The organism is Nitrospirota bacterium, from assembly GCA_040755395.1.
Classification (GTDB): domain Bacteria; phylum Nitrospirota; class Nitrospiria; order Nitrospirales; family Nitrospiraceae; genus DATLZU01.
On record JBFMAX010000006.1, the window covers coordinates 39,443 to 61,385 of the forward strand.

22 protein-coding genes, 3 tRNA genes and 1 other RNA gene are annotated in these 21,943 nt (G+C 61.1%); 13 read left to right on the forward strand and 13 right to left on the reverse strand.

Going from position 1 to position 21,943, the window contains the following annotated elements; translation table 11 throughout:
• Nucleotides 1–265: 265 nt before the first annotated feature.
• Nucleotides 266–895 carry a hypothetical protein gene (locus AB1555_10955; GenBank protein ID MEW6247216.1) on the forward strand — a complete coding sequence of 210 codons (630 nt, stop codon included), beginning with the start codon at nt 266–268 and terminating at the stop codon, nt 893–895.
• On the opposite strand, the gene AB1555_10960 is transcribed toward AB1555_10955, so the two are convergent.
• Nucleotides 885–1,238: a hypothetical protein gene (locus tag AB1555_10960; GenBank protein ID MEW6247217.1), complete on the reverse strand. Its 354-nt coding sequence runs from the start codon at nt 1,236–1,238 to the stop codon at nt 885–887. The genes AB1555_10955 and AB1555_10960 overlap by 11 nt on opposite strands.
• A 99-nt stretch (nt 1,239–1,337) precedes the next feature.
• On the opposite strand from AB1555_10960, the gene AB1555_10965 reads away from it, so the two are divergent.
• The gene (locus tag AB1555_10965) at nt 1,338–1,817 is read left to right on the forward strand and encodes a hypothetical protein (GenBank protein MEW6247218.1); all 480 of its coding nucleotides are present in this window, start codon (nt 1,338–1,340) and stop codon (nt 1,815–1,817) included.
• A gap of 18 nt (nt 1,818–1,835) precedes the next feature.
• On the opposite strand, the gene AB1555_10970 is transcribed toward AB1555_10965, so the two are convergent.
• Nucleotides 1,836–2,447, reverse strand: a complete 612-nt coding sequence (locus tag AB1555_10970) for a histidine phosphatase family protein (GenBank protein MEW6247219.1) — start codon at nt 2,445–2,447, stop codon at nt 1,836–1,838.
• A gap of 19 nt (nt 2,448–2,466) precedes the next feature.
• Complete coding sequence (locus tag AB1555_10975; GenBank protein ID MEW6247220.1) at nt 2,467–3,558, reverse strand: hypothetical protein; 1,092 nt, start codon at nt 3,556–3,558, stop codon at nt 2,467–2,469.
• A gap of 313 nt (nt 3,559–3,871) precedes the next feature.
• On the opposite strand from AB1555_10975, the gene AB1555_10980 reads away from it, so the two are divergent.
• The 3 genes from AB1555_10980 (at nt 3,872) to AB1555_10990 (ending at nt 5,784) form a co-directional block, all read left to right on the forward strand.
• Nucleotides 3,872–3,946 (forward strand) — tRNA-Val (locus AB1555_10980).
• A gap of 227 nt (nt 3,947–4,173) precedes the next feature.
• Nucleotides 4,174–4,518: a hypothetical protein gene (locus AB1555_10985; protein MEW6247221.1), complete on the forward strand. Its 345-nt coding sequence runs from the start codon at nt 4,174–4,176 to the stop codon at nt 4,516–4,518.
• A gap of 117 nt (nt 4,519–4,635) precedes the next feature.
• Entirely contained in the window at nt 4,636–5,784 is a 1,149-nt protein-coding gene (locus AB1555_10990) for a tetratricopeptide repeat protein (protein ID MEW6247222.1), read from the forward strand.
• An 84-nt stretch (nt 5,785–5,868) separates the two neighbouring features.
• Here the strand turns inward: AB1555_10990 and AB1555_10995 are convergent, their stop codons facing one another.
• The 6 genes from AB1555_10995 to AB1555_11020 form a co-directional block, all read right to left on the reverse strand.
• Nucleotides 5,869–6,300, reverse strand: a complete 432-nt coding sequence (locus AB1555_10995; protein ID MEW6247223.1) for a TraR/DksA C4-type zinc finger protein — start codon at nt 6,298–6,300, stop codon at nt 5,869–5,871.
• Nucleotides 6,301–6,391: 91 nt separating this feature from the next.
• The gene (recR, locus tag AB1555_11000) at nt 6,392–6,994 is read right to left on the reverse strand and encodes a recombination mediator RecR (protein ID MEW6247224.1); all 603 of its coding nucleotides are present in this window, start codon (nt 6,992–6,994) and stop codon (nt 6,392–6,394) included.
• 81 nt (nt 6,995–7,075) lie between these two features.
• Nucleotides 7,076–7,399 (reverse strand): YbaB/EbfC family nucleoid-associated protein, encoded by a 324-nt coding sequence (locus AB1555_11005; protein MEW6247225.1) that lies wholly within the window; start codon nt 7,397–7,399, stop codon nt 7,076–7,078.
• Nucleotides 7,396–9,297 carry a DNA polymerase III subunit gamma/tau gene (gene dnaX, locus AB1555_11010; GenBank protein ID MEW6247226.1) on the reverse strand — a complete coding sequence of 634 codons (1,902 nt, stop codon included), beginning with the start codon at nt 9,295–9,297 and terminating at the stop codon, nt 7,396–7,398. The genes AB1555_11005 and dnaX overlap by 4 nt, the downstream gene beginning before the upstream one ends.
• A 97-nt stretch (nt 9,298–9,394) precedes the next feature.
• Nucleotides 9,395–9,494: signal recognition particle sRNA small type (gene ffs, locus AB1555_11015), an RNA gene on the reverse strand.
• A 305-nt stretch (nt 9,495–9,799) separates the two neighbouring features.
• Nucleotides 9,800–9,889 (reverse strand) — tRNA-Ser (locus tag AB1555_11020).
• A gap of 442 nt (nt 9,890–10,331) precedes the next feature.
• Between AB1555_11020 and AB1555_11025 the strand changes: the two genes are divergently transcribed.
• The 3 genes from AB1555_11025 to AB1555_11035 all read left to right on the forward strand — a co-directional run bounded on the left by AB1555_11025 (nt 10,332) and on the right by AB1555_11035 (nt 13,144).
• Nucleotides 10,332–11,981, forward strand: a complete 1,650-nt coding sequence (locus tag AB1555_11025; protein ID MEW6247227.1) for an AsmA family protein — start codon at nt 10,332–10,334, stop codon at nt 11,979–11,981.
• Between the two features lie 66 nt (nt 11,982–12,047).
• Nucleotides 12,048–12,488: a large-conductance mechanosensitive channel protein MscL gene (gene mscL / locus AB1555_11030; GenBank protein ID MEW6247228.1), complete on the forward strand. Its 441-nt coding sequence runs from the start codon at nt 12,048–12,050 to the stop codon at nt 12,486–12,488.
• A 350-nt stretch (nt 12,489–12,838) separates the two neighbouring features.
• Nucleotides 12,839–13,144, forward strand: a complete 306-nt coding sequence (locus AB1555_11035) for a hypothetical protein (protein ID MEW6247229.1) — start codon at nt 12,839–12,841, stop codon at nt 13,142–13,144.
• Nucleotides 13,145–13,206: 62 nt separating this feature from the next.
• Here the strand turns inward: AB1555_11035 and AB1555_11040 are convergent, their stop codons facing one another.
• The 3 genes from AB1555_11040 to AB1555_11050 are packed head-to-tail and all read right to left on the reverse strand — an operon-like array spanning nt 13,207 to nt 15,936.
• Complete coding sequence (locus AB1555_11040) at nt 13,207–14,451, reverse strand: ABC transporter substrate-binding protein (protein ID MEW6247230.1); 1,245 nt, start codon at nt 14,449–14,451, stop codon at nt 13,207–13,209.
• Nucleotides 14,448–15,431, reverse strand: a complete 984-nt coding sequence (locus tag AB1555_11045; protein ID MEW6247231.1) for a pyridoxamine 5'-phosphate oxidase family protein — start codon at nt 15,429–15,431, stop codon at nt 14,448–14,450. The genes AB1555_11040 and AB1555_11045 overlap by 4 nt, the downstream gene beginning before the upstream one ends.
• A 28-nt stretch (nt 15,432–15,459) precedes the next feature.
• The gene (locus tag AB1555_11050) at nt 15,460–15,936 is read right to left on the reverse strand and encodes a VOC family protein (GenBank protein ID MEW6247232.1); all 477 of its coding nucleotides are present in this window, start codon (nt 15,934–15,936) and stop codon (nt 15,460–15,462) included.
• A 138-nt stretch (nt 15,937–16,074) separates the two neighbouring features.
• Here AB1555_11050 and AB1555_11055 point away from each other — a divergent pair, with 138 nt between their 5' ends.
• The gene (locus AB1555_11055) at nt 16,075–16,677 is read left to right on the forward strand and encodes an ABATE domain-containing protein (GenBank protein MEW6247233.1); all 603 of its coding nucleotides are present in this window, start codon (nt 16,075–16,077) and stop codon (nt 16,675–16,677) included.
• A gap of 127 nt (nt 16,678–16,804) precedes the next feature.
• Here AB1555_11055 and AB1555_11060 read toward each other — a convergent pair whose 3' ends face one another.
• Nucleotides 16,805–17,875, reverse strand: a complete 1,071-nt coding sequence (locus tag AB1555_11060; GenBank protein ID MEW6247234.1) for a HEAT repeat domain-containing protein — start codon at nt 17,873–17,875, stop codon at nt 16,805–16,807.
• 467 nt (nt 17,876–18,342) lie between these two features.
• On the opposite strand from AB1555_11060, the gene AB1555_11065 reads away from it, so the two are divergent.
• The 4 genes from AB1555_11065 to clpX all read left to right on the forward strand — a co-directional run bounded on the left by AB1555_11065 (nt 18,343) and on the right by clpX (nt 21,864).
• Nucleotides 18,343–18,425 (forward strand) — tRNA-Leu (locus AB1555_11065).
• 109 nt (nt 18,426–18,534) lie between these two features.
• Entirely contained in the window at nt 18,535–19,860 is a 1,326-nt protein-coding gene (gene tig / locus AB1555_11070) for a trigger factor (GenBank protein ID MEW6247235.1), read from the forward strand.
• Nucleotides 19,861–19,958: 98 nt separating this feature from the next.
• On the forward strand, nt 19,959–20,597 hold the full coding sequence (clpP, locus tag AB1555_11075; GenBank protein MEW6247236.1) for an ATP-dependent Clp endopeptidase proteolytic subunit ClpP: 639 nt from the start codon (nt 19,959–19,961) through the stop codon (nt 20,595–20,597).
• Between the two features lie 16 nt (nt 20,598–20,613).
• Nucleotides 20,614–21,864: an ATP-dependent Clp protease ATP-binding subunit ClpX gene (gene clpX, locus AB1555_11080; protein MEW6247237.1), complete on the forward strand. Its 1,251-nt coding sequence runs from the start codon at nt 20,614–20,616 to the stop codon at nt 21,862–21,864.
• The last annotated feature ends 79 nt before the right edge of the window (nt 21,865–21,943 follow it).

The window sequence follows — 21,943 nt, forward strand, 5'->3', positions numbered from 1 at the left end:
GCCTGCCCGCGGACGCCCGCTCGGCGGAAGTAACAGCCGACGGCTTCAATGATGTGAGGGAAACCAATTAAGGCGGGGAACCAGACATGTTGAAACTACGTGCCCGCCCGGACAAAAAACGGGCTTACTCTAGCGAAGTCGTCACACCGAGTCAACAGATTCGTACACTGCGGCCGCCTGCGCCGAGCCGCCGTCACGTCATCGGACGGGCCGCTTGTCTTTCCCTGTCTTTCGACGCGCCTTCGCATGTGCTATGGTAGGCCCGATGGTGCTGGTCGGACTGTTTGCTGCAGTGTTGTTCCTCGGGCTTATCGTGGGTGACTGGTGGTTTTTTTCGAGCCTCTGGCCGGATGCCAGTCGCTACGGTTGCGGGATCGCTCGCGGCCAGGACCGATTGGACGGCACGAATCTCCTGCAGTTGAAAGACCGCTTCGACCGCAACGGCGTGCTCGCTCTTCCGCATGGCGTCGCCCGCTTTTTCCCCGAAGAGAGACGTTTGACGATTCGCCCCCAGTGTCATCTGTTCTCGTTGCGGTTTCGAACGGCTTGGCCGATCAAGGGCACGATCGACGTCATTCCGGACGGCGAGACCGTCCGGCTGGTGTACACGAAGCGGATTCCCTGGTCCTCGGCGATTCTGACACTGCTGTGGTTCGGGGTCGTCGGGTTGGGGACGATCGGGTTCCTGATCGCCTACATCATGCAAGGCGGCGCGGAGTCCTTCAGCGGACTCTTGATGGGGCTGGGGGTCACAGGGGTGGGTCTGTTGGTGGTCGCGTTCGGCCTCATCACCGTGGCGTTCGCCTATCGATTGGAGAACGGCCGTCTCATCGAGCTATACCAGGAGCTGCGCGCGGCCTTGGAGAAACCGTCCGGTCGGGCCGCTACGTCATGAAGGCATCCAGGAACCGGTCATACTCCTTCGGAAGGTCAAGGGTCTGTCGCGACCGGGCCAACCCGACGATGATGCCGCGATGCTTCTGATTGAGGCCGGCCACCGTGAACGCCTCGGCATACCGGGCCCATCGCAACTCGGGATCGACGGCGATGCGATCCCGTTCCGCGGGCGGCAAAGCCTTGAGAGTCGTCGCGAGCTGAAGAACGGCCTTTTCGACACTGTGATAGGGAGGCGCCAGTTTCAACTTCGCATAAAACGTTTCCAGGTGGCGACGAAACTCGTCGCGCAGTTGCGGAATGGGATCGAGAGGACGCGGCGCGTTGTGGGTAGCTTCAGACATGAATGATCGACGCTGGGTTCCTTGAAAAGGATATAGCGGCTTGTGCCAGGCAAGCAAGGGGATGACGAGGTGGACGATTTGTCGAAAGGAGAGACCGGCATGAAGGCAGTGAACGGCATCGCGTTGTTGGCAGTGATGGCGGTGGTCCTCGCAGGGTGCAGCTCCTATCACCAACGGATGGGATACTCCGGCGGCGAGTACGGATGGGAGAAGGCTGCCAAGGACATGACCGCTCTCGTCCAGAAGACGATCCAGGATCCGGCCAAGGCCAAGCAGGTGAACGAGATCCTGGGCGACATCTTGGGCGAGATCAGGCACTCGACCGAGCAAAGCCGGCAGTATCACCAGAAGCTCTATGAGCTGAACGCCAACTACGAGGCCGCGCCAGAGGACTTCACGAAAATCCTCGACGACATGAACAACCACCGCATGCGGTCGGCGTCAAAGATCCTCGGCCTCCGCTTCAAGATGAAGGAAATTCTGACGGCGCAAGAATGGAAGGCGCTCTCCGACGCGATGACCTCGTATCGCGGCCGATACCGACACGGAGGCGAATCGGGTCAAAAAGCCGGGAGTTGAACGAGGCGTCGCGAAATCTTACAGACTCAGGCCGGCGACCGAGGGCGTATAGTTCAGACAGAGCAACTCGGCCGTCCCTTCCGCGAGACGCAGCGCCGTCAGCGAGGCATGGTCGATCCGCGCCTGGCGCAGGCCGACGAAGTCCAGCCGCAGGTAGTGCGCCAGAACCGAGCGGATGACGTCGGCGTGTGACACGAACAAGAACGGTTCGCAGGTTCCGTTGCGGCAGGCCTCCTCGACGGCCGCCACGGCGCGGGCTTGGACCTCGGCCAGCGTTTCCCCGCCCGGCGGTCTGGCTTCGTGCGGTTTGGAGTAATAGTTTTGTTTCACCGGCTCGTCGGCCAGGTCTTTCCAGAATTTTCCCGCCCACTCGCCGACCCCGATTTCCGATAGACCGGGCAGCACGGTGACGCGCGCCCCTAAGACCGATGCCAGAATCTCCGCAGTCTGAACCGCCCGCGTGACAGGGCTCGAATAAACGGTCTGGACTCCACGGCCCTTCAAGCAGGCAGCAAGCAGATGCGCCTGAGCCTCGCCATGCTGGTTCAGCGGAACAGGCTGATCGCCCATGATTTGCCCGCTGCGGTTCCAGTCCGTTTCGCCGTGACGGACAAGCAGGATGATCGGCATGGTAGACGCCTCTGGTCGATTAGCCGGTCACGGCGACCCGAGCCGCGGTGGCTTCGGTCAACGGCACACGGGTCCAGGTCTCGCCGCCGTCGGTCGAACGATAGAGCCCGCTGCCGTTCGTGCCGGCGAACAAAAGATCCGGATCGCGCGGGCTCATGACGATCGTGCGGATGTTCAACGTCTCGAGCCCGTTGTTCATGGGCCGCCAACTCGCGCCGGCGTCGTCACTCTTGAAGACGCCGGCGCGTCCTCCCACGTACAGCACGTTGTGATCGGTCGGGTGGATCAGCATCGCGCTGATGAACTGATCCGGAAGAGAGCGGCCGATCCGTTCCCAGGCCTCCCCTCCGTTCGTCGTCTTGAACAGCCCGTTGGTGGTCCCGGCATAGACCGTATCGGGAGTCACCGGGTCCACGACAAGGATATTCACGCCGAGCGACATCGACGCCATGAGCTCTGTTTCCGGGATCAACCCGTTGTTGATCTTGTGCCAGGAAGCCCCGCCGTCGCGGGTCCGATAGACTCCTCCGGTCGTACCCGCGTACAAGATCTGCGGGTTCTTGGGGTTCATGGCAATGGTCACGACGATGTGCACTTCCTTCATCCCGTTCATGCGCTCTTCCCATTCTCTGCCGCCGTCCTTGGTATAGAAGGCGCCGACCGTCGTAGCCGCATAGACGATCTCGGTGCGGGTTGGATGAAACACGAACTGGTTGACGTAGGAGACGTGCTCTTTAAGGCCCACGTTATGAGGCAGCCAATGCTGGCCGCCGTCGGGGCTTTTGTACACCGCGTCCCCCATTGTGCCGGCATACACGGTGGCCGGGAGTTGCGGATCGACGGCGACGACCGTGACCCGCCTGGCGCTGAAGTTCGTAAACTTCTCCCAGGTCGTCCCGCCGTCGCGGGTCTTGTACACCGCCTCGTTCGTGGCGACATAGATGATGTTCGGATTCGTGGGGTGCAAAGCGATGGACACCACCGCGTCGCTTTGCTTTCCGCAAGCGGAGAGGACGAGCCACGCGACGGCCAGCGTCAGTCGCAACGCCACGAGATTCGTCGGCGAAACGGGCGTGCTATGCCGCAGGGCAAGCAAAGCGGAGAACCCCATGCTGGCTGATTCCTTGCGGTCGGTGCACGAGGCAGACCGCACAAAATGTTGAGCAAGTCCGCCGGCCTGGCACTCGCTCGGCCGAGGCGATGGCTTGCAGCGAACATCGGCAGGCGATGTAGAACCTGTCCGTGTCTCCTCGGACGTTTTATTCTCACGGTGACGAAGGCGCTTTTTCAACACTTGCTAATCATACCGGGCGGGTCGAGTCAAGATACTCGGTCAGGCGCGCGGAAGGGCAAGGGAGAACGAGGTTTTCGCGCCCGGTGAGATTGAATATGATTCGACGACCATGCTAGACTGGCGCGCGGGTGGGCGATTAGCTCAGTGGGAGAGCGCTTCCCTCACACGGAAGAGGCCACTGGTTCGATACCAGTATCGCCCACCATCACCGCACGTCGTGTGCTCCGCCCGCTCTTCATCGCCTTATCATAAACTGTTGCGGGCGGAGAGAGTCCTCAACCCACAACTCCTCTTCTTTGTCCCCTGTCCCCGCAGGAGCCGAGGTGGCGGAACGGGGTCAAAATCTGGACAGAATGCCAACGGTCGGCTACACTTCCGTGTGTAGTATTGGGCGGGTCTTGAGCTTTCTTGCTGAATGACGGGAGGTGCGGCATGCGGCAAGCACGGTTTCTTGTCGGAATGGCTTTCTCGATCGCAGCGACGTTGAGCCTCGGCGGCTGCGCCAGCACGAACATGGAAGGCTACACTCCACCGACGAGTATTTACGGCGCGATGGACAGCACATCCCTCGTCTATACGAATCCTATGGCCGCTTCTCCTATCAACGACCATCCGCTCCGCTGGATCGCGTTTCTTCTGCATCCCATCGGGGTGGGCCTTGACTACGGGATCAACCGGCCTGTGTACGGTCTGTCTTCTCTCAATCCCAACTTGCACGGGTACACAAGCGAAGACGCGATGCTCGACGCCCAGCGGTATCGGTTAGGGACTCAATAATCCGGAGACGAGCCTCTTCTTTTCACTTCACCACGCGCCGTTTCCCTCTTGCCTTTGCCCGTCGCAGTATCTTAGGGTTCATATGGGCGCCAAACGCCCGGGCGTCCATCGATCCCGATGAAGCAGCATCCCGAGCGACACCGTTCCATCCAGTTCGGCTTGGCCGTCACGGCTCTTGCCGTCGCCTGTGCGACGGAGGGACCTCCGTCGAATCTTCCCCCTTCCGCCAGCGACCTTCTCCTCCTGAAGTCCGCCGCGCTGTGCGACCAGAAGACCGTGTTTCTCCAACGATACAGTTCGGTGCCCATCCAGCGTGAACCCTGGGGCAGCGGGCAAGAGCTGCGGATCCCGGCTGAGCACAGCGCATCCAAAGCTGAAGAGTCGTATTTCTTCGACGAGGACGGCGTGCTCGTCGGTGCCCTCTTTACCTACGCTGCCGGGCTTGACTTGGCACCGTATCCCGTCTTGCGCCGGACCCTCTCACAGCTTAAACCCTCGCTGGAGTTCTATCTCAATGTCGCTAAGCTGGCGAGCCGGGCCAACATGGAGTCCAGCGCTCTCTACGAAACGGGGGACGAGAAAACGACCACCCAATATTTGGTCCTGGGAGATCGCGACCGCCCCACGTTGCTCCAGGCTTCGTTTTCGGTCGATCCCTATGTCAGGCTGTTTTCTCCCTATCGAAAGGAGTTTCTCGACCGTCTCCGCAATCCATCCGGGACCAAGCAGGGCCAGCGCATCGACAGTCAGGGCGTTGAAGACAAGGAGCCGTTCGCGTCGCTCCAGCAATTCGCCCGAGGGCAGACGGCGCAACTGGCCTACTGCGGTCCCCAGAATTATGACATCGCGGCCGAGGCCTACCAGAAAGCCATCGCGAGCGGTTTTTCCAACAAGGTCTGGTTAGCGGAAGCTCATCATCGACTGGGCGTCGCTTGGGAAAAGAAAGGGGATCTGGAGAAAGCCAAGGCTGAAATGCTGCAATCCCTCTCGATCAGGCCCAATACACCGGAGGTGCTCAATAATCTCGGGACGGTGTATGCCAAACTGGGAGACAAACAAAACGCCCTCGCCTTCTTCGAAAAAGCGGTCACCCTGCGGCCCAACTACGCCATTGCCCGCTATAACCTGGCAGAAGCCTATGAATCCGTCAACCACAAGCGGGCCATTTCCGAGTACGAAACCTACCTGGCGCTCGTCCAAGGCATCCCCGAGGAAGCCGACCGGGCCGACCGGGCCCGACAAAAACTGAAGACCCTGCGCCGCTAGTGCGCCCCATTCGGCCGGAGGTTTCCATCCATACGATGTGCGGACTTTTTGAACCACGAGGTTCTGCGCCGCGGGACGAGAGCGTTACCGGCGGATTTTCTCTTCTTCTTCCTGGAGGGTCTTACACGCGATGCAGAGGGTGGTGACAGGGCGGGCTTTGAGTCGCTTGTACGGGATCTCCTCACCGCACCGCTCGCAGATGCCATAGGTGTTGGTGGCGAGGCGGCCGAGCGCGTCGTCGATCTTCTTCAGCAGCTTCCGCTCGCGCTCCCTGATCCGCAGCGAGAAGTTCTGGTCCACCTCCGCCGAGGCCTGATCACTGACGTCGGGGAAACTCTCCAATTTGGCGCGATTGGTCAGCACTTCCCCGGCTTCCTCCAGGATGGCGGCGCGTTGCCGTTCAAGGTCGCGACGAATGTCCGGATATTGATCGCCGGACCGGGACCGGGGAGACTTGGCGAGTTTTGTGCGGCCTGGGGCCTTCGCTTTTGCCTTGGCTGATGGGCGAGACTTCATCGTACAGGTCGATGGGCTCCAAGCTTCGGCGGAGCCCAAACTATATCAGTCGGCGACCGAGGGGGTCAATGGGCCGCGCAGGACCACGGCCTTACACCTCTCGTCTTCCTTCGATGGATTTCAGAAGCGTGACCTCGTCGGCATACTCGATATCCATCCCGACCGGAATCCCGTAAGCGATCCGCGAGACCCGTACACCGAAAGGCTTCACCAGCTTGGTGAGATAGATCGCCGTCGCTTCTCCTTCGATGGTCGGATTAGTGGCGAGAATCACTTCTTCGGTTCCGCCCGCCTTTAGCCGGTCGACCAATTCCTGCGCCCGAATGTCCGAAGGACCGACCCCGTCCAACGGCGAAAGAGATCCTAAGAGAACATGGTACAGCCCGCGATAGCCGCCGGCGCGCTCGATGGCGTACAGCGTACTCGGTTCCTCCACCACGAGGATTTTGGTTCGATCCCGTTTGGGATCCAAACAAAACTCGCACAATTCGTCTTCCGCGATGTTCCGGCACTGACGGCAGAACGAGAGGCCATCCTTGACGGCGCGGATCGCGTCGGCCAGCCGCTGGGCCTCCTCGCGTTCCGCTTTGAGTAAGTGAAAGGCCAGCCGCTGGGCGCTTTTCCGGCCGATGCCGGGCAGTCTCACCAACTCACTGATCAACCGCGCCAGCAACCCTTGTTGATCAACACCCATTACGGATCAGGTATCGATGACGGAGTGAATGATGAATCGAAGATGCTCCGAACGTCTTTCCTTCTTCGCAGCATCACGCATTCAGAACAGTCCAGGGATTCGTAAGCCGCCCGTCAACGCTTTCATTTCCTCGGACACCATGTCGCGCGCCTTGCGCAGCGCTTCGTTCGTCGCAGCCGTAACTAAATCCTGCAGCATGTCCACATCGCCGGACTTGACGACTTCCGGATCGAGGACGACGCTGACGATCTGCATGGCCCCGTTGGCCGTCACCGTGACGATCCCGCCGCCGGCCGTGCCGGTCACGGTCTTCGCCGCCGCTTGTTCCTGGAGCTTGGCCATTTGCTCCTGCATGGCCTGCGCCTGCTTCACCAAGTTGGCCATATTGCCGAACGGATTCTTCATGATCGGGCCTCCCGCGACGGGGACGAGCGATGCGCTTCCGGAGCCGAAGTCTCGCGGACCTCGACGAGGTCCCCGCCGAACATCTCGAGGGCTTGTTTCACCAAGGGATGGGCACGGGCGCGCTCGAACAGCACCAGCCGCTGCTCCCGCTCCTTGGCCGCTCGCATCTCGGCCATGGTCGGTCCCGGCTGATCCGTGTCCCCTAACTCAACCACGCGAAGCCGGGCCGGCTGGCCCGCCAGCCGCTGGCAAAGCTCGGTGATGGTCCGCAGATTGTCTGCCCTCTCGATAAACGACCGGGCCACCATCTCTCCCTTGGCGAAACCGATGGTGATCTGATCCCCATCGATCCCGACGAAGCGCGCTCGTTCGAGAAACGAGGCAATGCCGGGATGAGCGTTCGCGACCTCTTCCTGAAATTGTTCCCAGTCGAGCCGAAGCGGAAGGGCTGACGCAGTCACGGGTGCGGACAGTGCGGGTTCGTTCCCGACGGACAGTTTGTCGGCCGAAGCGGAACCCAGGACGGGGACCGGCGGTTGGCCACAGTCCCGAGCCGGGTCTGCCGACGCACGCGCAGCGGTCGACGTGGCGGTGCGCGGCTCTCCGGCGGGCGGCGCCGCCGATGACGGACTCGTTGTCACGGGCTTGCCTGACGCCGAGTTTCGGACCGCTGGAACTTTCGCCGCCCGTGCGGAATGTGAGAATGGGCCCGGTTTGCCGGCTGTTTCCGGCTTCACTGATGCAGCCGGTACAGCCTTCTCGCGCGCGGGGACAGCCGCGTCCCGTGTGCCGGAGCCGATCAGCCTGGTGGCCCGCACCGCGGCCACCTCCAGCACGTATCGGGGATGGGTGCTCAGCCGCAGGGCATCTTCGGCTTGGGTCAAGATCCGAAACAATTCCTGCACCTGCTCCGGCGTGAACATCTTGGCATCCGCTGCGAGCCGGCGAATGTCTTCCTCGGACGCCTCGATCAGCCCCCGCAGATCCTGCGGCGCCGGCACGACCGACGCCACCAGGAGATTCCGCACGTACTCGACGAGATCGGCGCAATAGGCGCGCAGGTCATGACCTTGATTAAGCAGGCGGTGGATCACGCGCAGCGCCGCCGGGCTGTCTTGCGCAATGACGGCCTCGATCATCGCGCGGACGTGTTCCTGCGGCACGGCCCCGAGCAGCGCTTCCAAGTCGGCATGGTTGATCGTCTTCCCGCCGAAGGCCACCGCCTGGTCGAGGAGACTGAGCGCGTCCCGCATGCTGCCTTCGCTGGCCCGAGCCAGAGCGGTCAGGCTGCGCTCCTCTACCGTAATACCGTCCTGCGCGGCCACGTGACGCAGCCGCTCGATGATTTCGGCCCGGGGAATGCGCCGAAAGTTGTAGTGTTGGCAGCGCGAAAGGATGGTCGGCGGGATCTTATGAATCTCGGTGGTCGCGAAGATGAACACCACGTGCGGCGGCGGCTCTTCCAGCGTCTTGAGCAGCGCGTTGAACGCGGAATTCGACAGCATATGGACTTCGTCGATGATATAGACGCGATAGCCCCCGCGAAACGGCGTGAACTTGACGTTCTCGCGGATCTCGCGCACGTCGTCGACGCTCGTATTCGACGCGCCGTCGATCTCGATCACGTCCACCGAGGTTCCCTGTGTGATCTCGACGCAATTCGGACAGACGTTGCACGGCATGCCGGTCGGCCCCTGTTCGCAATTGAGCGCTTTGGCCAGAATCCGCGCGACCGTGGTCTTGCCCACGCCGCGGGTGCCGGAAAACAGGAAGGCCGGCGCGATCCGTCTCGTGTTGATTGCGTTGACCAACGTCTGAACGACGTGCGGCTGCCCGATCACGTCCCCAAACGTGCCGGGCCGGTACTTTCTGGCGGAAACCTGATAATCCAACGTCACAAGCTCCAATGCGAAATGTGGAATTAGGAATGAGGAATGTCGGGCTGGGTTTTCAATACTACATTCCTCATTCAACATTCCTCATTTCCCGAAAGAGCGGGGCCAGGTGATCCTGCGGCACCCAGACTGGCCTGCTTACCGTTGCTTCCTTCCGGACCTGGCGGGGTTCACAGGATTCTGTTGCACAGGGCCCAGCCCCTATCTTTTCAATGCTGAATTATGAATTTTGAATTAGAAATGAGGAATTAATTTAAAGAGCGTTGCTCGCACGTGTCATCTCAAATTCCGCATTCCTAATTCAACATTCCCGAAGGGTATGGCGGAGAGGGTGGGCATTCGTTCACCCGCTGGGCGGGTACCCGGCCGAGGTGCTGCGCGCGCGCTCCTACAAGGGGGCCAGCCCCCTTGTACGATCCCCACGCGAGGGAGCCTCTCCCCCGCGTTCCCCCTCGTTCGAATCCCACCCTCTCACGTTTCACGCTTCACGTTTCACGTCTTCATATGGCGGAGAGGGTGGGATTCGAACCCACGGTGCCGTTGCCAGCACACGTGCTCTCCAGGCACGCCGATTCGTCCACTCTCGCACCTCTCCACCTCGCTAGCGGAGCCGGGTGCCCTGTGATGGCTCGTGGCACCCGGAGAAACCTCTCAACGACTCTCCGTTTCCGGGCTCCCTCTTCCTCGTCCCATCACCAGCCAAGCCTGCCGTCCTGGGACAGCTCTTGGCGGCTGCAGAAGACATCTTTGCCGTTTCGCTCCTTCCGCAGCGCTTCGTCGGGTTTTCATCATGAGCCGAACACCGCCCAGGTCGCCAGCACAGAAAAGGCATCTTAGCATGCGACCCTATCAGCGGCAAGGTGAAGGAGACACGTTTCGGGCCTGTTTCACCGACCCAAGACAGGTCCGATCCGGTCGGTTCGGATCGCGGAGGCCAACACGGCTTCGCTATCCCGGGCGCACAGGAAATATGGTCGCTCGCGTTGACCCTTACGGAGCGGCCTCACTATACTGCAGCGACAACGAGAGGAGGCGACATGATGAAAGTCCTGGCGGGTCTCGGCGTCGTCATTCTTGTGCTGGTGCTCCTGGCCCTCCTCCTGCCGTTTCTCATCGACCTCAACACATACCAGGATCAGTACCGCCCCTTCATCGAAGACGCGCTGAACAGGAAAGTCGCGCTCAAGGATATCCGGCTCACCATCCTCCCCCGGGTTGGCGCGCGAATAACCGAGTTTTCCGTGCTCGACGATCCCGCCTTCGGCTCAAACCCCTTTGCCTCGCTGACCTCGCTCGATGTCGGCGTCAAGCTGATGCCGCTCTTGAGCGGCCGCGTCGAAGTCGAAGAGATCACGTTGCGGGATCCCGCCATCACCGTCATCAAGAATCGCGACGGAGCGTTGAACGTGTCCACCATCGGGAAGAAAGGTCCGGCCGAACCTCAAGCCGTGACCCGCGTGCCGACCCATCCGCCCGCAGGCCCGCTCCGCATTCTGGCCCTGCTGGCCGTTGATCGCGTGTCGCTGACCGGCGGAAAGGTGACGTACCGCGACCTCTCGGCGGAGAAGCCGGCCGAATACACGTTGCAGGACCTGACCGTGCGGCTCTCTTCTGTCGGCTTGGGCCAGACGCCGAACCTCCACGTTTCCATGCTCGTGCAGCCGATGAATGTGCCGTTCACGATCGACGGCAGGTTCGGTCCGCTCAAGGAAACCGCCGACATCGAAGCGGCGACCGCCACGGTGTCGCTCGGGAACACGCAGTTCGTCCTCACGGGCAGGTCCGTGAGCGGCCGTACCTCCGTCAACGTTGCTTCGCCGGTGATCAACACCGCCGACCTCCCCGTGGCATTGCCGCTCGAGAAACCCATCGAGATCAAAAATCTCCAAATCTCCGCCGAACTGCACGACCAGCAGGCGCAGGTGAGTAATCTGGCGTTCGACCTCTTGAACGGACAGGTCAAGGCGCAGGGCGGGTTGACGTTGGGAGCCGAAGCGCCTCCGTTTGACGCGCATGTGGCCGTCCAGGGACTGCAACTGGGGCCGGCGCTCGAAGCCGTCGGCGCGGATGTCCTGTCGATCAGCGGGTCCGCCGCCGCGGATCTCGCCGTGCGGGGTCGCGGCTTGTCCATGCCGAATCTCACAAAGGCGCTCGAGGGAGTCGGCCACGTGGCCGTCAAGGACGGCAAGCTCGAAGGCGTTAACCTCTTGCAGGAGGTGGCCGCCCTGCTCAAAGTAGCCGGCATCGCGACGGACAATGTCAAAGCCACGGTGTTCTCGACGATTGAAGGCGACGTCGTGATCAAGCAGGGCGTGATCACGGTGCAGCGGCTGCTGGTCGAAAGCCACGATTTCCAGGCCGCGGTGGCGGGCACCGTTGGGTTCGATCAGACGTTCAATCTCAAAGCCACCCTCAACCTGTCTGAAGCGTTGAGTCAGAAGATCGCTGCCGCTTCACCGGCGGCCAAGCTTGCCATGGCGGGCGGCCGGATGACCGTGCCGCTGCTTATCACCGGTACCGCGCAGGCGCCTGTGTACGGGCTCGACACCAAGGCCATCGGCGCCAAGGTCCAGGAGCAGGTCAAAGAGAAAGTGAGGGAAACAGTCCAAGAGATGCTGAAATCCAAGAGCGCAGAAGAGGCGGTCCAGAAAGGCCAAGAGGCGCTGAAGAAACTCTTCGGACAATAGCGGAACTTGCCTCGCACGTCACAGGAACGATCTCCTGCAATTCACAATTTCATCTGGAGGGCGACTATGCTCGACGAATTCAAAGCTTTCGCCTTGCGCGGCAATGTGCTGGATATGGCCGTCGGGATCATCATCGGCGGGGCGTTCGGCAAAATCGTGAGCTCAATGGTCAGCGACATCCTGATGCCGCCGATCGGTCTGCTGTTGGGCAAAGTGGACTTCTCCAGTCTGTTTATCAACCTGTCCGGTCAGCCCTATCCCTCGCTCACCGCGGCGAAAGCGGCCGGCGCGCCGACCATCAACTACGGAGTGTTTCTGCAAGCGGTCCTGGATTTCGTGATCGTGGCGTTTGCGATCTTTTTGCTGGTCAGGCGAGTCAACGCCTTGACCAGGAAGCCGGATGCTCAGCCCGCTCCGTCGACCAAACCCTGCCCGTACTGCTTTTCCGAGATTCCGCTCAAGGCGACGAAGTGCGCTCACTGCGCCTCAGAGGTGAAGGCTGCTTAACCCGCATTATTCATGAACGCTTCTGCTGCAAACGCGGATACGCTGTTCCGACGGGCGTGCTCGCCACTCAGTCGGTCAACATACTGACCACCCGTTGCATGAAGCCTGGCAACGGGTCCCCGGTATGCGTCCCTCCTTCGTGGCTGTGCTTGCCCGTCTCACAACGCGTCTCCGCGTTTTCGCGACGAACTGTCATGAATAATGCGGGTTAACTCATCATCCCGATGAAATCCGCCGTTCAGCAGGGGGCGCCGAAGGGATAGAACCACTCGACACGTCATTAAACGACCTGATGACGCGGTAGCCGCACCGCCAGGTCGCCCGTCTTCCCAGCACAAGGAGGTACGCCCATGAGGCAGATGCAGAGAAGCTTGCTGGCTATCGTCATGACCCTCACCTTTACCTCGACCTTCGCGGAGGAGCCAGCCCCATCCGCTCCGGCTGCTCCAGCGCCGCCGGCACCTGCTCCGGCCGAGCCGGCTCCCGCCGCTCCAGCGGCTTCCGAGGAGCCCAAGGCTGAAGACGGAAAGAAGACTGGAAAGGAGATGAAATCAAAGAAAAAGGGGAAGAAGCGCGGACTCGAACGGGCCGATGAAGCTGCCGGCGAGCACGGCCGGAAGGGACGGGCCAGAGCAGGGGAGAAGCAAGGACGCTAGGCACAACGCCGGTCGCAGCCCGGGCTGCGACCGGCCATCCGTCGCTCAGCGAAGAGCGCATCTCACAATCGGCAGGTGTTCTGCTCGACCCCGCCGGCGACTGCATCTCCCGGCACGGTGGCGAGAATCTTGTAGTGGCCCAGTCCCAGCTCTTTTCCGTAGGCTTCGCCCACCAGGACATCTTGCACGTGCTGATGGTCCCAGGCCCGGAAGTAGGAGCGGCCTTCCTTGAGCCCGTCGAACTCGTGGCCCTCCAAGGCCTTGATCACAGCCGCTGTCTCGGTCGTCCCGGCCCGCCGGACCGCTTCCAAGATTTGCATCATCGCCGCGTAGCCGAGGTAACAGCGCGACGTCGGCGTATGGTTGTATTTGTCGATCACGCCTTGAATAAAGCGCTTCGAGCCCTCGGTATTGATCTTCGGATCCCAGATCAACCCCCAAACGCCGGCATTGTTCGCATAGCCCAACGGTCGACCGATCTGCTCACCGCCGATCATCCCCCCGACGCCGATCTTCTCTCTTGCCAGTTCCAGTTTCGTGTAGGCTTTCAACGCACGAACGAGATCCCAGCCGTAGAGGTTCAGGATGACCGCACCCGGCTTGGCGTTCTTGGCTTCCGTCAGTGGACCGCTGAAATCGGTCGCACCAAAGGCCGTCGTGACCGACCCGACCACGTCGCCGCCGTGAGCCTTCAGCGCATCGGTCATGGCCTGGAGCGCCGCCTTGCCGTCCATCGTGTCGGCCGTGATCATGAACCACTTGTTGCCGTAAGCCTTGACGATATGAGGCGTCACCGCCTGGGCCATCATGCGGGCGTTCGGCATGAAGACGAACGTGTGTGAGTTACAGCGGGAGCCGGTCAAGTCCATGATGTGGGCGCCGGTGACCATGAAGAGCTTGTTTTCCTTCTTGGCGAGTTCCGACACGGCGAGCGCCACATCGCCGTTAAACGTGCCCATGAGGAAATCCACACGATCGTCTTTGATCAGTTTGGTGGCAGCCTTGATCGCCGTGTCCACGTTGGACGCGTCATCGGCCTCGATGAGGCCGACCGGACGGCCCAGTACCCCGCCCCGCTTGTTATAGAGGTCCAACGCCACCGTGGCCCCGTGCACGTCGTGGATCGAGGATGTCTTATACGGGCTGGACAAGGGATCGATGATGCCGACTTTGATCGGCTCGGAAGCCGAGGCGATGTGCGTCCTGCCTGCGAACCCAAAGATCTGTTCTGCCCAGTCGCCTATGACGAGCGCCCCGCCGGCCGCGGCGGAGAGTTGCAGAAAGCGTCGACGCGAGATCGTGCTCATAGAGGTCCTCCTGATGGAATGAAAGCGCCGGGTGAGTCTATCACTGCCGTTGATCTTTTTCTCCACGTGCGCGCCGGCGCCGGCCTGGCGGGGTTGAAGGGAGAGGAGCCGAGAAATCGAACGCGCAAGCTGTGGGCGTCGACGGTTTCAATCGTGTGCTCGATTCGGAATTCCACGAGCCGCTCGGCACCCGGGTAAGCCTCCAGCTCCTCGCGTTCCCACCGGACTCGACCCTCACCGGTCAGTTGAAGCGTGCTCCCTCGATCGAAATCGACGAAAAGCAGCCCGCAACTCGGATTGCAGGTGAGGTTGCCAAGCGTCTGAAACATCCGGTTGCCCGGATAGTCCGGCCAGACGAGCGTTTTGTCGTCTAACACCCTGATGAATCCCGGATTGCCCCCTCGATGCGAGACGTCCGCGCCGCCCGCCTTGTGATAGCTGGCCACGAAGAAGGTATCGGCCTCCGCAATCCAGCGTTGCTGGGCATGAGTGAGCACCGGCCTGCGCGCGGCATGCGCGACCTGATCGGACACTCCAGCCGACAGTTCGAGACGGCGCGCTTGGATGTACTTCGGACAGTTCCCGTACACCTCTTCAGCCCGGATGAGGAGAGCCTCGTCTGCCTGGACAACCCGGCCGTTCAGCCGCATGCGTTTGCGGGTTTCGAACTCGATGGCGATAAGCCCGACAGGCGCCCCGATTCGCAGGTTCTTGTGCAAAGGATCGCCAGCGGCCGGCGTAGCCTGAATGCGCAGCGTCGTGTCGTCCGGCACGTCCAGGAACCCCGGTCTGCCGGTCAGCAACGAAGCCCACACCCGCCCGGCCTCATCGACCGATCCGACGACGAGCACGGGCAGACCGGCTAAAAACTCGGCGGCCGCTGACGGAATGGTCCGGCGAATCATGTTGCCAACCCGACAGGCCTCGGAATCAACTCCGGCTCGAACTTGCACCTCCCGCTCGCCGTCATGGTACGCCATGGCTCCGATCCCGCCTTTCGCTGGCGCCTCAAAAGAACCCGCAGGAGGGCACTCCCGGCACCGGTATAGGGTGGTCTCCTCCGCCCGACGGACAGTAGATCTCCAGACGAGTCCCGTCAGGATCCTCAAAAAATACGCCAGTAGCAGGCGAACCCTCCGCCTGCCGGACAATACCGTCGTAATGAAAAGGAACCTTCAGCGCCCGCAGTCGCCGTTCAGCTTCTCTGACCTGCGCGATGTCGGCGACCTGAAACGCAAGATGATGCAGCCCCGGTTTGCGTCGTTCGAAACGGCCTTCGCTTTGCTCCCACAGCGTGAGCTGCAATTCGCGGCCGTCGCCGAGGAAGAGAAATTTCCTGCCCCCCTCGCGCGATTCTCCCATCACCCGAAATCCAAAGACCTGTCGATAGAACGCTCCCGCGCGGGCGAGGTCGCTCACGTTGAGGCCGACGTGCCCGGTTTGCAGTTTCTCCAAGAGCTGACCGCCCATTGCCTGCATCCGCATGGCCAACCTCCTTTCGCTTCCCTGGAGCGGGATAACCATCGAACATATATTTTGACAGTTATACCTGGGAAAGGCTAACCTGTCAAGTGCAGCGTAGACGGTGCGAGGCCGAACAAGGTCACGGTGATGCAGGGCAGGATGACCAGCAAGTTCCTGTTCGTGGGCAATCATCCCTGCTTGGATTTCATCAACACGCAGGTCATGCAGGCCGGCCGGCCGGTGGATCTTCTGGAACGCCCTTCCGATTTGCTGGCGTGGCTCGAAGAAGCGAGACTGATGGACCGCGCGTCGAGCGCAGGGTCGCCGACGGCGCGCGCGGAAGATCAGTCCGGCGACCGCCTGCTCGACCGGGTCAAGGCCTTCCGCGCGGTCCTGCGCGAGATGGTCGAACGTATCGTGTCGGGCAGGCCTGCGCCCGCGTCAGCGGTGGAGGCGATCAACCGGTTGCTCACCGGCCGGACCGGTCATTTCCAGTTGGTCCGGACCGGGCGCAGGTATGACCTCCAATTTAGGACCGCTGCCGATCGCGCGACAGGAGTGTTGGGGGTCCTCGCCGAAGCCGCCGCGGACTTGCTCAGCCGGGCGGATCTGTCGCTGGTGAAGAAATGTCAGAATCCGGCGTGCATCCTCTATTTTTACGACACCACGAAGAATCACGCCCGCCACTGGTGCAGCATGCGGCTGTGCGGCAATCGGATGAAAGTGGCCGCCTATTACAGGCGCATGCATTCCACTCGGTGACACATCATGAAGGTGGGGAGGATCCGCGAGCGGGACCGGGGAGGAAAGGCGCTAGAAACGGCGACAGGCCGCAAGTCGAGGATCGGACTTGCGGCCTGCCCCTCCGGCTTCTCCGCACTGCAGGCGCTTAGCTGTACTGATCTTCCGTGTAGACCTGTTTAATGGCCCAGAATACCGCTTCCTTGAGCTTCTTGATCAAGGGATCCGGGGGATCATTCCGAATCTTCTGGAGCTTTCGGTCGAGCGCGAACAGCGGCTGTACCGACCGCCGGTCCGGCACCCGCCCCAGCGCCCAGGCGATCTCCGTCTGCACGGTCACGTCGATCCCCGGCGCATCCAGCATTTCGAGAAGCGGGGGCACCACGGAATTGTCGCCGTACAGGTTCCCGACATCGCCCAAGCCTTTCGCCGCCGCAGCCTGGAGCTCCGGTTGCTTGGAATTTTTCAGAATATCGATCAAGAGCGGGATGCCGTCTCTGCCGACATTGCCCAAGGCCACGGCCGCCTGCTTGGCCAAGTCTTTGTCCTTGAGCGCCTCCTTGAGTTTGGGCAGCGCCTCGTCCGCCTGCATCTCGCCGAGGACCGAAATCACTTTCAGCCTTCGCAACTGATTCGTGCCCTTGTCGTCTAGCAGCTTAATGAGTCGATCCGGCTGCCCCCATTCCGCTGTGACGAGGACCGGGAAATCGTACTGCTCCAGCCGCTCCTTGAGCTTGGCCATCGCAAACGCACCGGGGTCTCCACCGTTTGCCGCCTGCACCGCGTCGTCAAAGTCCGTTCGTACTTCCTTCTGCCACTTGATCTTCATACCGCCCAGCACATACGTCAATTGGCAGGCCGGCCCCTTCCACAGCCGAGAGGGAGCATCGGGGAGATCGTTGTCTCCTCCGGCCGCTGTCGTGCCTTCCCACGTCTTCCGCTGCTCGCACTTGACCTTGAAGACGACGTCGTGGGGCTTCGCGCCGTCACGGACGACCGTATAGCCGAGTTCGCTCATGCGACGCGTGACGACTTCCGCGATCGGCCCGGCGTCGACTGCGCCTTTGTCCGTGAGGGCGATGGCTTCCACTAGGACTGTCTGAATCTTGGCCAGTTGGGCCTTTTGTTCGGGGCTGAAATAATCTCGATACGCCCAGCTCGTCTCCGCTGACGCCACCGCAGCGAACAAGACTGTTCCAATAATAACCCATCGTTTCATCTGGCACCTCCTTCCGGTGCGCTTCCCGAGAGACCTCGCATGCCGCGCGACGGTCAAGGCTTCCGAGTCTGTGTCAAGGAAGAAAAACCCGATCAACCGGCGAGAACGTTGGGAGTTGAACACCGAGACGCCACCGGCCAAGTCCGTGAAGATCCGGAAACCTTCCCGAGTGTTTCGATGGATTATTATACCGCCCAACCCACCCTTGCGCTACCTCCTCTCGCCGGGAGACTCCGACCAGGCCGCGAGGCTTGTCCGGACTCGCCTTGGGTCCGTTGAGCGGAAGCGCGGTCGTCGCCCCCGTGTCGCAGAATCGATCGTAGCCGTCAAGGAGCCCGAAGCCGCCCGTCGCCTCGGACAATCATGGTTGACACTGGCGCGCGACGGGCTGTACAAGAGAGCCGTAGCGAGGCGGCCGAACGGCGCGCGCAACGCGGTGATTGCGCTTCCGCTACAGGTCGGCAGGGGCGAGAGTGGCGGAACTGGCAGACGCGCGAGACTTAGGATCTCGTGGGCAACCGTGGGGGTTCAAGTCCCCCCTCTCGCACCAACAATCTCGCGAACCGATCCGCAACCCTCAAAACCCGAACTGACACGCTAAGTTCCCGACAGAAAGCGGATGCTGCTGGGGTCGGGTTGTCGGCTGGAGTCCATGACACATGAAGATGGAAGTCACCGAACTCGGACCGATGAAACGGGCGCTCAAGATCGAAGTGCCGGCCGAGGAAGTCAAGCAGCGATTTGTTGAAGCGTACAATGAACTGAACCGCCAGGTCCAAATTCCCGGCTTTCGTCCGGGCAAAGCCCCCCTGGCGTTGCTGGAAAAGCGCTACGCGAAGACGGTGGAGGAAGACGTCGTCCGGAGACTTGTACCGGATTACTATGATCGAGCCATCCGGCAGGCCGGTATCGTCCCTATCCTGGTCGAAATTCCGCCGTTGGAGCGGGTGAAGATCAAGAAAGACGCCGCCTTCACCTTTACGGCGACCGTCGAGATCAAGCCCAAGATCGAACTGCGGGACTACAAGGCGCCTAATCCCATCTCGCTCAAACCCGATAAACGGACGGTCACCGACGAACAAATCGATCGAGCGATCGAGGTCCTCCGAGAGCAACATGCCAGGCTGGACGCCGCGCCGGCGGGAATCCCGCTCAGCGAAGGGGATTATGCGATCCTCGACGTCGAAGGGTTTCTTGACCTCGCGTCCCTCGAAGGGACCAAGAAAGAAGGTCTGCTCCATAAGGTCGGGTCGAGGACCCCGATCCTCGGCGTTGAGATCGACCCGCATCTCCTCGGCAAAAAAGAGGGAGAGTTGGTGGAGATCTCCCAACCGTATCCTCCGACCCATCCCGATCCCCGGGTGGCAGGAAAGACGGTGGTCTTCCGCCTGAAGATCCGCTCGATTAAACAGAAAAAGCTCCCGCCGGTCGATGACGAATTCGCCAAGGACTGCGGTCCTTACAATTCGTTGCAGGAACTCAGGGACAGACTCCGCGGCGAATTGGAAAAGGCGCTGAAGAAAGACATCGAGGAAACGTACAAAGACACGATCCTGAAGCGCCTGGCGGAAACTCATCACTTTGAACTGCCCGAGACGCTTGTGGAACGGGAGCTGTCGGCCATGCTCCGGCAGCACCTGCAGGCACGCCGCCGGCAACGAGGGGCGGGAGCTGGCCAGGATGAACCCGCGATCCGCGGGGAGGAACTCAACAAATTCCGCGAGGAGAACCGCCCAGAAGCCCAACGCCGGGTCAAGATCGGCTTGATCTTGGAAGCGATCGCAGAAAAAGAAGGGCTGACCGTTGAAGAGGAGGATATCAACGCGGAAATCGCCCGGTTGGCCGGGGAACTCAAGCTGTCGGCGGATGAACTCCGGCGGTTGATCCTTGCGGGCGGACAAGAGTCGGTGGACGAATTGAAGGCCCGCATCTTGGCGGACAAAGCCCTCGATTTCGTCTATCGCCATTCGGTGATTCAGGGATGACCGTCATCCGCTCCTTCCGTCTCACCACATCCTGAGCACGCGCGGACACCAAATATGGTAGACTACCGACGACTTTCTAGCTGAAAGGATTGCACGGCATGCTGGTTCCGATTGTCATCGAGCAAACGAATCGAGGCGAGCGCGCCTACGATATTTATTCGCGCCTTCTCAAAGACCGCATTATTTTCCTGGGAGCCCCGATCGACGACGTGTTCGCGAACCTCGTTATCGCTCAACTGCTGTTTCTGGAAGCCGAAGATCCGGAGAAGGACATCAACCTGTATATCAACTCCCCAGGCGGCAGCGTGACGGCCGGGCTGGGCATCTACGACACCATGCAATACGTGAAGCCGCCCATTACGACCATCTGTCTGGGCCAGGCAGCCAGCATGGGAGCCCTGCTGCTGGCCGCGGGTACGAAGGGCAAACGGTTCGCGTTGCCCAACGCGCGGGTGATGATCCACCAGCCGATGGGGGGGTTTCAGGGACAAGCGACCGAAATCGACATCCACGCCCGGGAAATTCTCAAGATTCGCGAGCGGCTGAATGACATTCTCGCCCGGCATACCGGCCAACCGCTGGAGAAGATTGCCCAGGATACGGAACGCGATTACTTCATGTCCGGCGAAGAAGCCAAGAAGTACGGCATCATCGACGAGGTCATCACTCGTCCTCCGAAGATCGCCAAGGGGCTTGAACAGAGCGAGTCGGGAAAGGACGGGGCGAAAGAGAAATAGCTTCAGGGGGAGCGGTATGCCGAAGCAGGAAAAGTTGGATCGGCACCTCCGGTGTTCATTCTGCGGCAAGAGCCGCGACGAAGTGCGCAAACTGATCGCCGGTCCCACGGTCTACATCTGCGACGAATGCGTCAACCTGTGCAACGACATCATCGCGGAGGACTGGGAAGAAGCGAAGGAAGAGATCTCATCTAAGCTGAGGAAGCCGGCCGAGATCAAGCACCATCTCGACCAATACGTCATCGGTCAGGACCGCGCCAAGAAGATCCTCTCTGTAGCGGTCCACAATCACTACAAGCGCATCTCCTCCCGTGAAGTCGACGACGTCGAACTCCAGAAGGGCAACATCCTCATGGTCGGGCCGACCGGCACGGGCAAGACGCTGTTGGCTCAGACACTGGCGAAGTATTTGGATGTCCCCTTTACCCTCGCGGACGCGACGACGCTGACCGAAGCTGGGTACGTAGGCGAGGACGTCGAGAACATCATCCTCAAGCTGCTGCAGGCCGCCGATTACGACGTCGAGCGGGCCGAGCGAGGAATCGTCTACATCGACGAGATCGACAAGATCAGCCGCAAGAGCGACAGCCCCTCCATCACGCGGGACGTGTCCGGCGAGGGTGTTCAACAGGCCTTGCTCAAGCTCATCGAAGGAACGGTCGCCAATGTGCCTCCGCAGGGCGGCCGCAAGCACCCTCACCAGGAGTTCATCCAAGTCAACACGAGCAACATTCTCTTCATCTGCGGCGGCGCCTTCGTCGGGCTCGACTCGATCATCGAGCAGCGATTGAACCGCAAAGCCATGGGTTTCGGCGCGGAAGTCCGAAGCCGTTCCGACGCCCGTCTGGGAGAGCTGCTGGCTCAGGTTCAACCGGAGGACTTCCTGAAGTACGGCCTGATCCCGGAGTTCATCGGGCGCCTGCCGGTGGTGGCCACCCTTGAGGAACTCGATGAAAAGGCCTTGATCCGCATTTTGACCGAGCCGAGGAACGCCCTCACCAAACAGTACGAGAAGCTCCTCTCCTTCGAGAAAGTGAAACTGAAGTTCACGGAAGGAGCCCTCGGCGCGATCGCGCGCAAAGCCTACACGCAGAAAACCGGCGCCCGTGGCTTGCGCGCGATCCTGGAAGAGGTCATGCTGGACGTCATGTACGACGTCCCCTCCCAGAAACAGATCAAGGAAATTGTCATTACGGAAGAGGTCATCTCCGGGAAAAGCCAGCCGATCCGCCTCTACGAACAGGACAAAGAAATGAAGAGCGCCTAAGCCGGGACCCGACGGCTTAGCCGCGCCCAATTTTCGCCTCACCGGCCCCTCTCTCGGGTCGCGATCCCCCGATCATGGC

Coding starts and splice junctions, on each gene's coding strand:
- AB1555_10975 (MEW6247220.1), bottom strand. CDS start 3,558: ATGGGGTTCTCCGCTTTGCTTGCCCTGCGGCATAGCACGCCCGTTTCG.
- AB1555_11060 (MEW6247234.1), bottom strand. CDS start 17,875: ATGAAACGATGGGTTATTATTGGAACAGTCTTGTTCGCTGCGGTGGCG.
- clpP (MEW6247236.1), top strand. CDS start 19,959: ATGCTGGTTCCGATTGTCATCGAGCAAACGAATCGAGGCGAGCGCGCC.
- AB1555_10960 (MEW6247217.1), bottom strand. CDS start 1,238: ATGTCTGAAGCTACCCACAACGCGCCGCGTCCTCTCGATCCCATTCCG.
- AB1555_11025 (MEW6247227.1), top strand. CDS start 10,332: ATGATGAAAGTCCTGGCGGGTCTCGGCGTCGTCATTCTTGTGCTGGTG.
- AB1555_10985 (MEW6247221.1), top strand. CDS start 4,174: ATGCGGCAAGCACGGTTTCTTGTCGGAATGGCTTTCTCGATCGCAGCG.
- AB1555_10995 (MEW6247223.1), bottom strand. CDS start 6,300: ATGAAGTCTCGCCCATCAGCCAAGGCAAAAGCGAAGGCCCCAGGCCGC.
- AB1555_10955 (MEW6247216.1), top strand. CDS start 266: ATGGTGCTGGTCGGACTGTTTGCTGCAGTGTTGTTCCTCGGGCTTATC.
- tig (MEW6247235.1), top strand. CDS start 18,535: ATGAAGATGGAAGTCACCGAACTCGGACCGATGAAACGGGCGCTCAAG.
- AB1555_11050 (MEW6247232.1), bottom strand. CDS start 15,936: ATGCGGATGCAGGCAATGGGCGGTCAGCTCTTGGAGAAACTGCAAACC.
- AB1555_10990 (MEW6247222.1), top strand. CDS start 4,636: ATGAAGCAGCATCCCGAGCGACACCGTTCCATCCAGTTCGGCTTGGCC.
- AB1555_10970 (MEW6247219.1), bottom strand. CDS start 2,447: ATGCCGATCATCCTGCTTGTCCGTCACGGCGAAACGGACTGGAACCGC.
- AB1555_11055 (MEW6247233.1), top strand. CDS start 16,075: ATGACCAGCAAGTTCCTGTTCGTGGGCAATCATCCCTGCTTGGATTTC.
- AB1555_10965 (MEW6247218.1), top strand. CDS start 1,338: ATGAAGGCAGTGAACGGCATCGCGTTGTTGGCAGTGATGGCGGTGGTC.
- mscL (MEW6247228.1), top strand. CDS start 12,048: ATGCTCGACGAATTCAAAGCTTTCGCCTTGCGCGGCAATGTGCTGGAT.
- AB1555_11040 (MEW6247230.1), bottom strand. CDS start 14,451: ATGAGCACGATCTCGCGTCGACGCTTTCTGCAACTCTCCGCCGCGGCC.
- AB1555_11045 (MEW6247231.1), bottom strand. CDS start 15,431: ATGGCGTACCATGACGGCGAGCGGGAGGTGCAAGTTCGAGCCGGAGTT.
- AB1555_11035 (MEW6247229.1), top strand. CDS start 12,839: ATGAGGCAGATGCAGAGAAGCTTGCTGGCTATCGTCATGACCCTCACC.
- AB1555_11005 (MEW6247225.1), bottom strand. CDS start 7,399: ATGAAGAATCCGTTCGGCAATATGGCCAACTTGGTGAAGCAGGCGCAG.
- clpX (MEW6247237.1), top strand. CDS start 20,614: ATGCCGAAGCAGGAAAAGTTGGATCGGCACCTCCGGTGTTCATTCTGC.
- recR (MEW6247224.1), bottom strand. CDS start 6,994: ATGGGTGTTGATCAACAAGGGTTGCTGGCGCGGTTGATCAGTGAGTTG.